General features: G+C 68.0%; 14 protein-coding genes. 6 read left to right on the forward strand and 8 right to left on the reverse strand.

The genetic code is table 11. The features are described 5' to 3' along the window. Positions 1-9 precede the first annotated feature (9 nt). Both EV650_RS20930 and EV650_RS20935 read right to left on the reverse strand, forming a co-directional pair. A complete protein-coding gene (locus EV650_RS20930; protein ID WP_166678228.1) occupies positions 10-759 on the reverse strand; it encodes a DUF1707 SHOCT-like domain-containing protein in 750 nt (249 codons plus the stop codon). Between the two features lie 85 nt (positions 760-844). Then, entirely contained in the window at positions 845-3,259 is a 2,415-nt protein-coding gene (locus EV650_RS20935; RefSeq protein WP_238174353.1) for a beta-L-arabinofuranosidase domain-containing protein, read from the reverse strand. Between the two features lie 176 nt (positions 3,260-3,435). Here EV650_RS20935 and EV650_RS20940 point away from each other — a divergent pair, with 176 nt between their 5' ends. Further along, entirely contained in the window at positions 3,436-4,407 is a 972-nt protein-coding gene (locus EV650_RS20940; protein ID WP_134120733.1) for a LacI family DNA-binding transcriptional regulator, read from the forward strand. Here the strand turns inward: EV650_RS20940 and EV650_RS20945 are convergent. Genes EV650_RS20945 through purS form a run of 5 tightly spaced genes read right to left on the reverse strand, consistent with a single transcriptional unit; the run spans position 4,396 to position 10,166 of the window. Further along, positions 4,396-4,890, reverse strand: a complete 495-nt coding sequence (locus EV650_RS20945; protein WP_134120734.1) for a DUF1707 SHOCT-like domain-containing protein — start codon at positions 4,888-4,890, stop codon at positions 4,396-4,398. The genes EV650_RS20940 and EV650_RS20945 overlap by 12 nt on opposite strands. Positions 4,891-4,932: 42 nt before the next feature. Next, positions 4,933-7,194 carry a phosphoribosylformylglycinamidine synthase subunit PurL gene (gene purL, locus EV650_RS20950; protein ID WP_134120735.1) on the reverse strand — a complete coding sequence of 754 codons (2,262 nt, stop codon included), beginning with the start codon at positions 7,192-7,194 and terminating at the stop codon, positions 4,933-4,935. Between the two features lies 1 nt (position 7,195). Continuing rightward, the gene (locus EV650_RS20955; RefSeq protein WP_134120736.1) at positions 7,196-9,196 is read right to left on the reverse strand and encodes a hypothetical protein; all 2,001 of its coding nucleotides are present in this window, start codon (positions 9,194-9,196) and stop codon (positions 7,196-7,198) included. A 50-nt stretch (positions 9,197-9,246) separates the two neighbouring features. Continuing rightward, positions 9,247-9,918, reverse strand: a complete 672-nt coding sequence (gene purQ, locus EV650_RS20960; protein ID WP_134120737.1) for a phosphoribosylformylglycinamidine synthase subunit PurQ — start codon at positions 9,916-9,918, stop codon at positions 9,247-9,249. After that, the gene (gene purS / locus EV650_RS20965) at positions 9,915-10,166 is read right to left on the reverse strand and encodes a phosphoribosylformylglycinamidine synthase subunit PurS (protein ID WP_134120738.1); all 252 of its coding nucleotides are present in this window, start codon (positions 10,164-10,166) and stop codon (positions 9,915-9,917) included. Before purS ends, purQ begins: the two co-directional genes overlap by 4 nt. Before the next feature lie 112 nt (positions 10,167-10,278). On the opposite strand from purS, the gene EV650_RS20970 reads away from it, so the two are divergent. The 5 genes from EV650_RS20970 to EV650_RS20990 all read left to right on the forward strand — a co-directional run bounded on the left by EV650_RS20970 (position 10,279) and on the right by EV650_RS20990 (position 14,014). Further along, positions 10,279-10,800 carry a PadR family transcriptional regulator gene (locus tag EV650_RS20970; protein ID WP_134120739.1) on the forward strand — a complete coding sequence of 174 codons (522 nt, stop codon included), beginning with the start codon at positions 10,279-10,281 and terminating at the stop codon, positions 10,798-10,800. Further along, a complete protein-coding gene (locus EV650_RS20975; RefSeq protein ID WP_134120740.1) occupies positions 10,797-11,480 on the forward strand; it encodes an ABC transporter ATP-binding protein in 684 nt (227 codons plus the stop codon). The genes EV650_RS20970 and EV650_RS20975 overlap by 4 nt, the downstream gene beginning before the upstream one ends. Next, on the forward strand, positions 11,480-12,805 hold the full coding sequence (locus EV650_RS20980; RefSeq protein WP_134120741.1) for an FtsX-like permease family protein: 1,326 nt from the start codon (positions 11,480-11,482) through the stop codon (positions 12,803-12,805). The genes EV650_RS20975 and EV650_RS20980 overlap by 1 nt, the downstream gene beginning before the upstream one ends. Continuing rightward, positions 12,802-13,422 carry a CDP-alcohol phosphatidyltransferase family protein gene (locus EV650_RS20985; RefSeq protein ID WP_134120742.1) on the forward strand — a complete coding sequence of 207 codons (621 nt, stop codon included), beginning with the start codon at positions 12,802-12,804 and terminating at the stop codon, positions 13,420-13,422. The genes EV650_RS20980 and EV650_RS20985 overlap by 4 nt, the downstream gene beginning before the upstream one ends. A gap of 103 nt (positions 13,423-13,525) precedes the next feature. Next, a complete protein-coding gene (locus EV650_RS20990) occupies positions 13,526-14,014 on the forward strand; it encodes a hypothetical protein (protein ID WP_134120743.1) in 489 nt (162 codons plus the stop codon). Here EV650_RS20990 and EV650_RS20995 read toward each other — a convergent pair. After that, the gene (locus tag EV650_RS20995; RefSeq protein ID WP_134120744.1) at positions 14,011-14,883 is read right to left on the reverse strand and encodes a phosphoribosylaminoimidazolesuccinocarboxamide synthase; all 873 of its coding nucleotides are present in this window, start codon (positions 14,881-14,883) and stop codon (positions 14,011-14,013) included. The genes EV650_RS20990 and EV650_RS20995 overlap by 4 nt on opposite strands. Positions 14,884-14,899: the final 16 nt, after the last annotated feature.

Raw genomic sequence — 14,899 nt, forward strand, 5'->3', positions numbered from 1 at the left:
CAGGCTAGTTCACCCCGAACGCCGCTTCTTGGCCCAGGTTCGGTACGTCCGGAACATGTTCCCTCCCGTCACCACGAGGATGGCCAGCAAGATCACCAGGCTGGGGCCTGTCGCGATGACGATGCCCGTGAACAGCAGCCCGACGGCGAGGCTCTTCGCCAGGTTCACGATCAACTGTCGGTCCAACGGTTCCGGCTCGGCCGCGAACTTCGCCGTCCTGGCCGGGGCGGCCGAGCTGGCCTGGCTGGTCAGGATCGGTGTCGGCGGCGCAGGCGCGGAGCGAACCGGCTTGGGCAGATCAGGCATGGGCTGACCCACGAAGATCGCATCCAGGTCGTCCCGAGTGCGGGCGACGTAGAGAAGGTGCGTGCGACGAGCCAGATCTGCTTTGTCGATTCGCCCGAGAGCGTAGTACTGCGTCAGCGCTTCCGAACACAGTTCCCACTCGTGCTCGGTCAGCACCGCCGCCGTCGGGCGGCGCAGCGGCGGGCGCCTCTTGACGACGGGCGGACGTTTGGCGGTGGCCGGTCGCTTGGTGGCCGGGGCGGGTGAGGCGGTGAGCCGCCCGACCTGAGCCAGGCGCTCCACCCCGGCCGGTGTCAGCTCGTAGTCCGCCGGACCGATGTCCTGTGGGCGGCGGACGACGTGTGCAGTGCCGATCAGCTCGTCCAGCACAGCCTGGACCTGGAGGTCTGTGGTGCCGGTAAACCTGACCAGCTCGGCCCGGCTCAGCGCGCGTCCCTCCAGGTACCTGAGCACCAGCCGCTCTACCCGAGGGTCCTTCACTTCCACCACGCCTGTGCCGGCTTGTCCCCCACGCGTTCATTTTCGCAGGTCCAGGCGGTCAGTCGAATGTCAAAAGCAGCAATCCGCCTGAGTACGTCGGGCGCAGGGTGACCTCTACTCGGACGTACTGCGCCTGCACCGGGGTGAACGTGGTGGTGTTGAGTTGGTCGACTGTCACGTCGTACGGCGTGGTGTTGTCGACTGGGCGCCAGGTGTCCCCGTCCAGCCACAGCACGCGCCAGGACTGCGGTACGCGGCACTGGCCGGAGCCGGTGTCGTCGTACCAGTACGCCGAGACCTGCGAGAGCTCCACGGGTTGACGGAGGTCGTACTCGATCCACTCCGTCGTCCCGCGACGATCCCACCAGGTAAACCGCGGAATCGACGCGTCCGCAGAGGACTCCGGGGTACGACCGGAGTCCGGCGCTTCTAGTGAGTCACCGTCGTTGACATGCGACGCCGTGATCCGGGTCCGGTAGCTCCACTCCTTGCCCTGCGGGGAGACTTGCGGGAACGACGTGACCCGCAGCCGGGCCGCACCCATCGGAATGAGCGTCACCGTCTCCACAGGTTCCTCTGACCGCGCCGGCCCAGGCTGCAGCAGACCGACCACGTCCTCCGTGTCCGTCTCCCACTGCGGAAGCCGCCGAGCCTGCGCGGTCAGTGCGACTGGCACACCCTCAGCAGTAAAGGGGTCCGCGCCGGCGTCCCGTCGTACGACGTCAAAGCGCGCGCCGGCGACCAGTCCGTAGTTCCAGGGGGACTCCGGATAGACGGAGAGCTCGGGCCACTCGTCTGTCCCACCGATGCGCTCGTACCGCTCGTCGATCTGCAGCGAGTAGGTCAGCGGACCACGGTCCACAGAGACGGAGTCCTGATTGTCGTCCCAGACGCGGGTGGTGGTCCGCATCGGCAGCACTAGCTCGACGCGGTCGCCAGGACGCCAGGTGCGGTCCAGCTTGAGCCAGTCACCACTGACCCGGACCGGCTGCCCGTTGACCTTCACCGACACGTCATGCGCCCAGCCTGGACGCCTTAAATACAAGGGGAATCGCGCCGATCCCTGCACGGTAAACGTGATCGTGTCGGAGAACGGGTACTCCGTGTCCTGCACGATGCTCACCGTCTCACCAGCAGCTCCCACGCGAGCGGTCACCTTGCTGGCGGAGTACATCGACGCAGCGAGACCGTTGTCGGTGGTAGCCAGCCAGAGCTCCTGGGCGTAGTACGGCCAGCCCATGCCGTAGTTGTGCGGACAGCACCGGTACTGATGTACGCCGTACTTGTAGGCCTGCATCGGGAACGGGTTCTGGAACTGCCCGTGCTTCGGCTGGTCGTCGAGCTGCACGCTGTTGGCACAGGTGATGTAGTGCATGACCTGCTGCTGCGGGTCGTACGACGCCGGCAGCGAGTTGAACGCCAGCTCCTCACACCTGTCCGTCCAGGCCGTGTCACCGGTGAAGCGAGTGAGCAGCTCACAGCTGTGCATCAGCTCGACGATCCCGCACGTCTCGAACCCCTGCCGCGGGTCACCGAACCCAGGCCGCGAGTTCTCGTCACCAGCGAACCCACCACCAGGAAACTGCCCATACCGGCCCATGACGGTCGCGTAGTTCCGGTACGTCGCTGCGCGGTGCTGCTCGTCGCCGGACAGCAGCCAGTACTGCAGCGGCTCCCGGAACCCCTGCGCCAGGTTGACGTTGTGCCACGTCGGAATGCCGTTGACGTAGTCCGCCGACCCGCTATGCATCTTGCTGACCAGGTCGAGCAGCCACTGGTCTCCGGTGCGGTTGTAGAGCCAATAGGCACTGTCGATGTTGTCGCCCCAGCGGAACGCACCCCACGACCGGTTGAACACCTCCGGCGGCTGCGTGTTCTGGAACCCCAGGTACTTGGTCATGAACGAAATGACCCGCTCGTCACCGGAGTACTCGTACCAGGACCGGAAAGCCGCCAGCAAAGGCATCCCCGGCCAGAAGTCCGGTCCGCCCTCCAGTGAGGTCCGCAGCCGCTCCGGACCGAACCACCCGTCCGCGGCCTGGGTCTTGATGATCCCGTTCATCCACTGCTCGGTCCTGGTCAGTACGCCGGTGTTGCCCGTGACGTACCCGAGGTCGCCGAATCCGCGGAGCCAGTACGGCAGCTCCTCCCAAGCTCCTTGCGCCGGGTCGACCCATCCGTTCGTGTCGTAGACCAGGAAGTCCGAGATCTCGTCGTACCGGCCGCAGAGTCCGTTGACCTGCAGCTCGAGCTGCTGCGCGAGCCAGCCGCGCGGCTGGATCGCACCGGGCGGAAGCTTCTGGAACGGGACAGGGCGAAGTGGCGCGCGCTGCGGGACGTAGTGACCACCACGACCGGCGGGCTGCACAGCCTCGGCTTCAGAAGGGTCGATGGCGGTCACAACGGCCGCCGCGGCAAGGGAGACAGCGAGGAAGTCACGACGGGGCATTCCTTCGGGGCTGGGTTCGGGCATGGCGAGGCGCCTTTCGGGTGACGGGGGCGGACATCACACCAACGGAAAGACCGCACACGTTTTCCGTGACTGACAACGTAGGACTGCGAACCGCCTCGGTCAAGACCAAAGCGCAGGTCAGCGAGGTTGCAGCAGCCCTGTTGATAGGGTCTCAAGGAAGAGCGAGAGGAAACGCCATGAAGAGGCCAGGAGTGCGGATCACGGACGTCGCCGCGCTCGCCGGAGTGTCCGCCGGGACCGCGTCGAAGGCGCTGAACAACACCGGCCAACTGAGCCAAGAGACGCGAGCTCGGGTACGCCGGGCCGCCGCGCAACTCGGGTTCACCCCGGATGCCCGCGGTCGCGCGCTCTCGTCCGGCCGCACGTACACCGTCGCCCTGCTGACCACCGACAGCTCGGGCCGCTTCAGCATCCCGATCATGCGCGGCGTCGAGGACGTTCTCAGCGCAGGCGAGCTGGCGACCATCCTCTGCGACACCCGCGACGACCCGCTGCGCGAGCAGAGCTACCTACGTTCGTTGGTGGCCCGCGGAGTCGACGGCATCGTCGTCACCGGCCGACGGACCGAGCCGCGACCGCCGATCGACGTACCGCTGCCCGTCGTCTACGCACTCGCTGCCTCCACCAACCCGGCGGACGCCTCGGTCATCGTCGACGACGCGGCCGGCGCCGCCGCCACGATCACCCACCTACAAGGCCTCGGCCGGACCCGGATCGCCCACATCACCGGCCCGGCCAACCACCGCTCCGCCGCGGAACGCGCCGAAGCCGTCGCCGCCGCCCTCTGCACCGAGCCGCTCTTCGGCGAGTGGACCGAACGCTGGGGCCGCCAAGCCACCGATCTAGTACTGCGTCAGCACCCGGACGCAATCACCTGCGGCAGCGACCAGATCGCCCGCGGCGTCTGCGACCGCCTCCGCGAACTCGGCCGCTCAGTACCCGACGACATCGCCGTCACCGGCTACGACAACTGGCCGGTGATGGCCCTCGCCAGCCGTCCGCCGCTCACCACCGTGGACCTCCGCCTCGAAGACCTCGGCCGCCGCGCAGCCACCCTGCTCCTGGAATCCATCGCCGGCACCCCGCACCACGGCGTACTCGAACTCCCAGCCCAGCTGGTCACGCGCGAGTCGACTCTAGGAGCCTGACTGCCGGCGCTCGTCGCGGCGCGGCTGGGACGCCCAGCGGTAGGTGAAGAACACCCAGGCGAGCGCCGGCAGCCCGAAGATCGCCGCCGCAATCTCGCGCCCGAAGACCAGGAACACCAGGCCGGTCAGCACGAACGGCACAGCCATCCACGCGGCCGCAGCGAAGGCGGCCCACCGCCACCTGCCCGGCTTCCGCGCCGCTGGCTTGTACAGCGAGGGCACCGGCAGCCCGGCGAAGATCGGCTGCAGATCCCCGTGCGTCACCGCGTCGTTCAGCAGGTCGACCCGCCGGTGCAACTCCAGCTCGTCCAGCCGGCCGATCGCGAACTGCTCCGCCAACTCATCGGTGGCGACCCGCCGCTCCTCGTCGGTCAGCCGGATCTGGGCCACCCGCCGCCGAGCGGCAGCAACCCGAGCCTCCTGACCGGCGGCAGCCGCCAGCCCCATCAGCTCCCCCGCCTTACCAGGACGCCGTTCCGCCATCCGTCACCTCACTCGTCCCCATCGAGTGTGCCAGACAGGTGTCTAGTTCAGGACGGACGGCAGTGTCGCGGTCCACGCCGTACGGAGCTCGGCCAGCGGGATCTCGAACTGGTCCTGGACGTCGAGGGTGTCACCGGTGATGACGCCGATCTTCGCGTGCGGGAAGCGGCGGGCGGTGCACATGTCGGTGAACCGCACCTCCTCGGTCCGCGGTACGGCGACGATCGCGCGTCCGGCCGACTCGGCGAACAGGAACAGGAACGGGTCGAGCCCGTCCGGCGCCCACACTCGCGCTCCCACGCCACCGCGCAGCGCGGACTCGACCAGCGCCTGCGCGGCACCGCCGTCGCTGACATCGTGCGCCGCGTCGATCAGCCCGTCCCGCGAAGCGTTGATCAGGATGTCGGCCAGCTGCTGCTCGGCCGCCAGGTCCACCGCCGGCGGCCGCCCGCCGAGGTGACCGTGGACGACGTTCGCCCACTCCGACCCGGACAGCTCCTCCTCGGTCTCACCGAGCAGGTACAGCTGGTGACCCTCCATCTCGGGCGTGAACCCGATCGGCGTACGGCGGGTGACATCGTCGATCACCCCGAGCACACCGACCACCGGGGTCGGCAGGATCGGGGTCTCGCCGGTCTGGTTGTAGAACGACACGTTCCCGCCGGTGACCGGGATGCCCAGCTCGATGCACCCGTCGACCAGACCCCGGATCGCCTCGGTGAACTGCCACATCACGCCCGAGTCCTCCGGCGAACCGAAGTTCAGGCAGTCCGTCACCGCTGCCGGGCGGGCACCCGTGGTGGCCACGTTCCGGTAGGACTCGGCGAGGGCCAGCTTCGCACCGATGTACGGGTCGAGCTTGGCGAACCGGCCATTGCAGTCGGTCGAAACCGCGACACCGAGGCCGCTGGTCTCGTCGACCCGGATCATGCCGCTGTCCTCGGGCTGGGAGAGCACCGAGTTGCCCAGCACGTACCGGTCGTACTGGTCGGTCACCCAGGACTTGTCGCACAGGTTCGGCGACGCGACCAGCTGCAGCAGCGTGTCCCGCAGCTCCGCGCCAGTGGTTGCCCGTGGCAACTTCTCGGCGCCGTCGGCCTGCAGCTCGTCCTGCCAGTTCGGCCGCGCGTACGGGCGGTTGTAGACCGGCCCGTCGTGCGCGACGGTCTTCGGCAGAACATCGACGACCCGCTCGCCGTGCCAGTCGATCTCCAGCCGCCCGGTGTCGGTCACCTCACCGATCACGTCGGCCTGGACATCCCACTTCGCGCAGATCTTCAGGAACGCCTCGACGTTGTCCGGGGTGACGCAGGCCATCATCCGCTCCTGCGACTCGCTCATCAGGATCTCTTCGGGCGACAGCGAGGCATCCCGCAGCGGCACCTTGTCCAGCGACACCCGCATGCCGCCGTCGCCGGCACTGGCGAGCTCCGAGGTCGCACAGGACAGTCCGCCGCCGCCGAGGTCCTGGATGCCCTCGACGACGTTCGCGGCGAAGAGCTCGAGGGTGCACTCGATCAGCAGCTTCTCCATGAACGGGTCGCCGACCTGGACCGCCGGCCGCTTGGTCGGACCACCCTCCGCGAAGGTCTCCGACGCCAGCACCGACACTCCGCCGATCCCGTCGCCGCCCGTCTTGGCGCCGTACAGGATCATCTGGTTGCCGACGCCGGTCGCGTTCGCGAGGTGCAGGTCCTCGTGCCGCATCACACCGATGCAGAGGGCGTTGACCAGCGGGTTGCCCAGGTACGTCGGGTCGAAGACGACCTCACCGCCGATGTTCGGCAACCCGAGGCTGTTCCCATAACCACCAACGCCCGACACGATGCCCGGCAGCACGCGCTTGGTGTCCGGAGCGTCCAGCGGACCGAAGCGGAGCGGATCCATCACCGCAACCGGGCGGGCGCCCATCGCGATGATGTCGCGGACGATTCCGCCGACCCCGGTCGCGGCGCCCTGGTACGGCTCGACGTACGACGGGTGGTTGTGCGACTCCACCTTGAACGTGACGGCGTACCCCTCGCCGATGTCGATCACGCCCGCGTTCTCGCCGATACCGGCCAGCATCTTCCCGGCCGGCGTCTCCTGCGGGATCTCACCGAACCGCTTCAGGTGCACCTTCGACGACTTGTACGAGCAGTGCTCGCTCCACATCACCGAGTACATCGCCAGCTCACAGCTGGTCGGCCGCCGGTCCAGGATGTCGCGGATCCGCTGGTACTCGTCCGGCTTCAGCCCGAGCTCGGCCCACGGCTGCTCGACATCGGGGGTGCTGGTGGCGTTGCTAACGGTGTCGGTCGACACTTCAGGACTCCTGCACTAGGTGGGACTCAGGTAAAACGGTAGCGGGCTGGCGCACATCCATCAGATGCGCGATCAGCATCGGTACGGCGAAACCGGCCATGATTCCGGCCACGATCACGCCGACGTCGTTCAACAGGCTGCCGGCCAGACCGCAGACGGTCATCGCGATCAGGGTCGGCCGGACCATCGGTTCGCTGTGGTAGAAGCGCCGGTACGACGCACTCGGCACGCGATCCGGCAGCACGGTGGCAAGCATCAACAGGATCACCGCGACGAGCAGCACCCACCCGGCCGGACTGTGGAAGACCGCCAGCGCCGCCTGCAGTTTGCGGACCAGAACGTCGGTCACGTCGCCCTCGAACACCCGGGCCACGAACGCCCCGAAGTGACTCCGCTTCTCCGGTGGGCGCAGGTAGTCGAGGTACGCGACCCCGGACACAGCCACCACGGCGCCAACGGCCACGCCAAGCAGTGCGCGCCAGGAGCTACTGCCACGCCAGGTAAGCCAGGCCATCAGCAGTACTGCGGGAGTGAGTCCGAGGATGCCACCGAAGTCCGTGCCCCAGCCCGGCGTACCGTCCACGACGATCGCCACGCCGCCGACAACGAGGACTGCGAGCGCGGCCTGGACCCGGCTCCGGTCGATCAGCTTCTGCGCGACCCATCCGGCCACAATCAGCGCACCAACCGCCAGCGTGGCGAAGGTGGAGTTCCCGAAGCCGTAGAACCGCCCACCGAAGACAGGACCGTCGACGAACATGCTGCCCAGCTGCATCGGCGTACCGAGCAGACCGTCGATCAGCAGCAGCAGATACGCCGCCGCAGCCAGTCCGATGTACGCGTAGCGCTTCAAGAACAGCATGGAGAGCGCGGCCGCGGCCACGCTGATGGCAATGGTCACGGCGTACAGGGCAATGCCCGGTGACGGCCACCGCCACCAGACAGTCGCAGTGGCAAGGAAGACGGCGATGAAGAAGCCACCCTGGGTCAGCAGCACAAAGATCGCCGTACGCCGGGCCCACACGCTGCTGCGCCTGATCAGGAACCAGCCGAGTGCCAACGCCAGCGCGACAGCCAGAGTTGCCGCCACCCACTTGAGTACCAACCGCGGTTGCTCGAACCGCTGGTTCGCGCCCAGACGGTCCGCGATGACGGCCGCTGCATCAGTGTGTACGTCGCCAGTGGAGTCGATCTCGCTTCCGCCGAGCGGACCGGCCTTCGCTTCCCCTGCCGGATCGACGTCCGCCGCTTGGCCGCGCAGTACGGTCGCGGTGATGTCGGCCAGCTGGATGAGGCCTGGGCGATGCGTCGAGTCGCTGGTCAGCCAGCGGGCGCCGTTGTCCGGCGGAAGCTGCAGGGCGGCGAGAGTCTGCTTGTGGGAGTCCACAGTCTCCTGGCTGACGCCGGTCAGCAGCACCCAGCCGCCGGCGGCCCTGGCCTTGCTGACCAGGTCGGCGAGCTGGAGCAGCGCCTCGCTGCGACCTTCGCGCGGCGGCAGCACTCCGGCGTCGATGAAAGCATCCCGGCAATCCGCGAGCCGGGTGGCGTTGAATTCGGGTGACCAGTTGGCCACTGAGCCGTCCGGCTTCGCGACCGCGATGGCAGCGCCCGGCCCGAAGCCGCAGACCCCGTCGCGGCTGGCGCCAAGCCGGCCTAGCGGTGCGCCGGTGTGGTGCTCCGCCTGGCGGTCGACGTACGTCTGCCAGCCCTGGATCTTGCCCTCGGCAACAGCCGGGAGGTCGCCGCAGGGCTGGTCCGGAACGTTGCCCCAGGCCCGGGAACCGGCACTGATCGTCAGCCAGCCGTCGATCGGGCAGGTATTCGGGCCGGCCGTCTTCACCGACATCGAGGCGACGTTCGACTGGTTCACCAGAGCGGTCAGCTCCGGCGAGCCCTTCACGTCAGCCCAGGTCAGGCCGGCCACGCCGATCACCACGGCCTTGGCGTCCGGGCCGACCGGCTGGGCTGCCGCCGTACCTGTGACCGTGAGCACAGTGGTCACACCCGCGATGAGGGCACGGGCGACCCAACGGCGAAGCCCGGACAGGTTCATCAGGAGGCGACGACGGCCTTCAGGACCGAGGTGAAGAAGCCCAGGCCGTCGGTGCTCGGGCCGGTGAGGGTCTCGACGCAGTGCTCCGGGTGCGGCATCAGGCCGACCACGTTGCCGCGTTCGTTGGTGATCCCGGCGATGTCGCGGTACGAGCCGTTCGGGTTCTCGTCCAGGTAGCGGGCGACCACCCGGCCCTCGCCCTCCAGCCGGTCCAGCGTCGCCTCGTCGGCGACGAACGAACCGTCCTGGTTCTTCAGCACGATGGTGATCTCGTGGTTGGCGTCGTAGTCGCTGGTCCAGGCGGTGCGGTTGTTCTCGATCCGCAGCGGCTGGTCCTTGCAGATGAACTTGCGGCGATCGTTCTTGATCAGCGCGCCGGGCAGCAGGTGCGACTCACACAGCACCTGGAAGCCGTTGCAGATACCGAGCACCGGCATCCCCTGACCCGCCTTCGCGATGATGGTCTCCATCACCGGGGCGAACCGGGAGATCGCGCCGGCCCGCAGGTAGTCGCCGTACGAGAACCCGCCGGGCAGGACGACCGCGTCCACACCGTGCAGATCCGCGTCGCCGTGCCAGAGCGCGACCGCCTCGGCACCGGCCACCGCGGCCGCGCGGCGGGCGTCGGCATCGTCCAGCGAACCCGGGAAGGTGACGACCCCGATCTTCACTGGTCGCCCTCGACGTGCAGCGTGTAGTCCTCGATCACCGGGTTGGCCAGCAGCGTGTCGGCGGCCTTCCGGATCTCCGCGACCCGTTCCTCGGTCGCGTCACCATCCAGGGTGATCTCGAAGCGCTTTCCCTGCCGTACGTCGGCCACGCCGTCGAAGCCGAGCCGGCCGAACGCGCCGTGCACCGCCTTGCCCTGCGGGTCGAGAATCTCGGGCTTGAGCATGACGTCGACGACAACGCGAGCCACTGACTACTCCAGGTTCGATCGGGCTGACGGCTGAATCCTACCGACCGGCGGCCAAGATCCCCGCATCAAGCACTATTCATTCAGTACATACACGCCGTGTATAGTTCCGGTCGTGGCCACTGCGGAACTCGTCCTCGGACTGCTTTCCGGCGGCCCGGCGCACGGGTACGACGTGAAGCGCGGACACGACGCCTGGTTCCCGGACAGCCGGCCGCTCGCCTTCGGACAGGTGTACACGACGCTGGGGCGACTGGAGCGCGACGGACTGGTCGAGGTGGTCGACAAGACGTCCGGCGGCGGCCCGGACCGGACCGTCTACGCGCTCACGAGCAAAGGCCGCGACCACCTCACCGACTGGCTCAACGACCCGGTCCCCCCGGCCTGGGGCAGTGCCGACGAGGTACTGCGGAAGCTGGTGGCAGCCGTCCGCACCGGTGGGGATGCGGCCGGGTTCCTCGCCCGTCAGCGCGCAAACCACCTGCGCCGGATCCGGGAACTGCGCGAGACTCCGGCTGACGACGATCCGACGTCACCGCTGGTCCGCGAGTACATCGTGGCCCACCTCGATGCTGACCTGCGCTGGCTCGACACTGCTCTCGACCGCATTTCCGAGCAGAGGGGGACTCGCTCATGAGTGGATCGCAGGCGGTGCTCGAGCTGGACCGGGTCGAGTACTCGTACCGGCGGAACACTGCGCTGCGCGGAGTGAGTCTGCAGCTCAAGCCTGGCGAGGTAGTCGCTGTGACCGGTGCGAGCGGCTGCGGCAAGTCGACGCTGCTGCACTGCGCGGCCGGCATCCTCACGCCGGACGCCGGCACGATCCAGGTGGACGGTCAGGACGTGGCCGCGCTGCGGGAAGAGGAGCGCGCGAGACTCCGGCGTACGAAGGTCGGCATCGTGCTGCAGTTCGGTCAGCTGGTGCCGGACCTGCCGTTGATCGACAACGTGGCGCTGCCGCTGCTGCTGGACGGCCATGAGCGTGGTGAGGCACACCTGAGCGCTATGAACTGGCTGGAGCAGGTCGGGATCGCCGACGACGCGGATGCGGTTCCGACCGAGCTGTCCGGCGGCCAGACCCAGCGTGCTGCGGTAGCGCGTGCTTTGGTCACCGGACCGTCTGTAGTACTCGCGGACGAGCCGACCGGCAGCCTAGACAGCCAAGGCGGCCAGGAGCTGCTCGACGTCCTCCTGCAGGCTGCTCGTTACCGCGGCGCCGCTCTGCTGATGGTGACGCACGACAACCTCGTCGCGTCCTCGGCAGACCGCGAGATCAGGCTGCGCGACGGCCTCATCCAGCACGAGGTGTCCCTCTGATGACACTCGAGACACTGGTGCAGCTGGCTCGCTCACGGACACCGGCGGACCGCAGCCGGGTTCAGCTGGCCACTACCGCGCTCGCCATCAGCGGAGCGCTCCTGCTCGGTGCGCTACGCATTGCACGGCTGGGAAAGGCCGAGCTGGACGAGGGCATCTACAGCAACTACGTCGCCGAGAGCGGTCTCCGGTCCGGCCTGATCGCGATCCTGATCATCCTTGCCCTGCTCACCGCGGGCCTTGCGGTTCAGGCGTTGCGACTGGGTACGGCGGCCCGCGAACGGCGAATGGTCGCGCTACGAATGGCAGGTGCGTCCAGCAAGCAGCTGCGACAGCTGACCGTCACTGATGCAGCTATAGCCGGCTTCGCCGGCGGACTGTTCGCCGGACCTGCCTACCTGCTGCTCAGCCTGCTTTTCGGAGCACTCCCCCGAATGGCCCGGATCCTGCCCGGTGCGGAAGTGCTGGACGTGATCCTGTGGATCCCTGTGGTGATAGCGATGACGGCAGCCGGAGCGATGATCGGCAGCCTGCTGCACCGTGACGGACCGGTTCCTGCGGGACCGCAGTCCGCGACACCGCGTCGTACCGGCGTCATCGTGGGGCCGGTGCTGATGGTGCTGGGGGTACTGACCTCTGGCCACCTCGGATACGTGGCGGTGACGGTCGCGATCGCCGGGTTTGCCCTGTTCTTCGTCAGCATCTCCGCGGTGTGGATCCGGGTGATCGGGCGACGACTGCTGCGGTCCGGCGACCCGGCCAACCTGCTGACCGGCGTCCGGCTGGTGACCGATTCGCGGCCCGCATCCCGGATTGCCATGCTGCTGGGTTGCTGCGGCTTCCTGGTCGGCACCCTGGCCGACGGGATTGCCGCTGTCCGAGCCGACGACACACTGGGTGGCTCCACCGCGTTCTACACGACTGGATTCGGGCTGACGATCGCCGGGCTGGCAGTAGTTGCTCTGACCGCACTCGGCGCACTGATCGTCGGTGTGGCAGACCAGTTGGTCGATCAGCGTCGCCAGTTCGCCAGTCTGACCGCACTGGGAGTTGACCTGCCGTTCCTCCGCCGGGTCATCCGCCGCCAGTTGACCGCGGTCGCCGCCCCGGCGCTCGCAGTGGGCCTCCTGCTCGGCACACTGATCGGCGTTGGTCAGATCGCTGGTGGTGCAGTCAATCCGTTCGACCTGGGCAACCTGCCGATCGCAGCTGCTCTGACGGCCGGGGGCTGGCTGCTCGGTCATCTCGGCGGCGCGGCCGCCGGTTTCCTGCTTCGCAACCAACTCCGGGACGCACTCGATCCCGAGAATCTGAGGGCCGCATGACGTCGACACCCCTGGCGGTCCGGCCGGCGCTGTTGCTGGGCGTGCCGAACCGCATCACCCTGGTCCGGACCGTGCTCGCGATGACGGTCGCCACGATCGCGTTCCGCACCGGCGACATGGCGTGGCTGGTGCTCGGGTACTTCTCGTACTGGTTCGGCGACAGTCTCGACGGCTGGGTCGCTCGCCGCCGCAACGAGGAGTCGCTGTCCGGCGCGGTGTTCGACATCGTCTGCGACCGAGCCTGCTCGTTCCTGCTGGCGGCGGCCTTCATGGCCACGTTCCCCTGGACGATCGGCCCACTGGCGATCTACCTGGTGCAGTTCGGCGTACTGGACACCATGCTGACGTTCTCGTTCCTGCTCTGGCCGTGGCTGCTCAGCCCGAACTACTTCTACAAGGTCGACCGGCCGATCTACATGTGGAACTGGTCCAAGCCCGCGAAGGCGCTGAACACCGCGGCGGTGGTGATCTCGCTGGTCGTGGCCGGTCAGACCGGCGCCGAGTGGCTGCCGTACACCGTCGCGATCGCGGCCCTCGTCGTCAAGGTCGTCTCGTCGTACCGGCTGATCACGATCCTCTGCGGCACCCGGCAGGCTGCTCCCGGAGAAGCGCGATGATTGTCAAGGACCCCTGCACCCGAGTCGGGTGTAACCCTGATCCCGCCCGGAAGTGGTGCTGAGTTCCGTGGCAATGGCCGTAATGACATCTAGCCTCGGAGTCATGTGGGTATGGCAACTGGTACTCGCGGTTGGCTTCGGGATCGGGTCCGCCGTCGTACCGGTGATGAACGCCGAGGCGTACGTCCTCGCCGTTGGCGCGACCCACACTCTGAACCCGGTGGTCGCCGCGATCGGAGTGACCGTCGGGCAGACCATCGGCAAGGTCGCGATGTTCCTCGCCGTCCGGTACCGCCCCAACTACGCGGCCAGGAAGACCAAGGAACCCAAGCCGGTCAACCTGGACACCCGCTGGGGCCGCTTCGTCCAGTGGAACCGCGACCTCAGCAAACGCCTGCTGGACGCGATGAGCGACAGCCGCTGGGGCATCCCGGTCACGCTGCTGAGCGCCTTCGTCGGCATCCCACCGCTGTACGGCGTGGCCATCATCGGCGGCGCATCCCGGATGAAGACGGTCGTCTTCACCCTGTCGGTCCTCCTCGGCCGCGGCGCCCGCTTCATCCTGCTCGTGGTCGGCGTGAGCCTGTTCTAGCTGAACTTGCGACCGGTCAGCTGCTCGTAGGCGCCGATGTACGCGGACCTGGTGCGCTCGATCACCTCGTCGGACAACGGCGGCGGCGCCTCACCTGACGAGCGATCCCAGCCCGAGTCGAACTGCAGCCAGTCGCGGACGATCTGCTTGTCGTACGACGGTTGCTGCTTACCCGGAGCCCATTGGTCGGCCGGCCAGAACCGGCTCGAGTCGGGGGTCAGCACCTCGTCGGCGAGCACCAGCGTCCCGTCCGCGCGGGCGCCGAACTCGAACTTCGTGTCCGCCAGGATGATCCCGCGGTCCTCGGCGATCGCCCGCGCCCACGTGTAGATCTTCAGGGTGGTGTCCCGCAACGTCGACGCCGTGTCCGCGCCGACGGTCGCGACGACAGCGTCGTACGACACGTTCTCGTCGTGTTCGCCCAGGTCGGCCTTCGTGGCCGGGGTGAAGATCGGCGTTTCCAGCCGCGACCCCTCGACCAGGCCGTCCGGCAACGGGATGCCGCAGACGGCGCCGGTCGCGTTGTAGTCGAGCAGGCCGGTGCCGCTCAGGTACCCGCGGGCCACGCATTCGACCGGGTAGATCGCCAGCTTCTCGCACACCACCGCACGGCCCGCGACCTCGGCCGGCACCTCGGTGGAGATGATGTGGTTCGGCATGTCCAACTGCTCGAACCACCACAGGCTCATCGCGGTGAGCACCTTCCCCTTGTCGGGGATCGTCGACTCCAGGATCCAGTCGAACGCGCTCATCCGGTCGCTCGCGACCATCAGCAGGTCGCCGGACTCCAGCTCGTACAAGTCCCGGACCTTGCCCGAGTGGATGTGCTTCGCGCCGGGGATCTCAGGCGCCTGCGGCGGTGTGGTCACAACCGCGATTGTTCCA

Source organism: Kribbella kalugense, from assembly GCF_004365875.1.
Classification (GTDB): Bacteria; Actinomycetota; Actinomycetes; order Propionibacteriales; family Kribbellaceae; genus Kribbella; species Kribbella kalugense.

Bases quoted from the DNA above. Each gene is read 5' to 3' on its own strand.
- EV650_RS20940 (WP_134120733.1), top strand. From the start codon at position 3,436: ATGAAGAGGCCAGGAGTGCGGATCACGGACGTCGCCGCGCTCGCCGGA.
- EV650_RS20975 (WP_134120740.1), top strand. From the start codon at position 10,797: ATGAGTGGATCGCAGGCGGTGCTCGAGCTGGACCGGGTCGAGTACTCG.
- EV650_RS20980 (WP_134120741.1), top strand. From the start codon at position 11,480: ATGACACTCGAGACACTGGTGCAGCTGGCTCGCTCACGGACACCGGCG.
- EV650_RS20990 (WP_134120743.1), top strand. From the start codon at position 13,526: ATGTGGGTATGGCAACTGGTACTCGCGGTTGGCTTCGGGATCGGGTCC.
- EV650_RS20985 (WP_134120742.1), top strand. From the start codon at position 12,802: ATGACGTCGACACCCCTGGCGGTCCGGCCGGCGCTGTTGCTGGGCGTG.
- EV650_RS20945 (WP_134120734.1), bottom strand. From the start codon at position 4,890: ATGGCGGAACGGCGTCCTGGTAAGGCGGGGGAGCTGATGGGGCTGGCG.
- EV650_RS20935 (WP_238174353.1), bottom strand. From the start codon at position 3,259: ATGCCCGAACCCAGCCCCGAAGGAATGCCCCGTCGTGACTTCCTCGCT.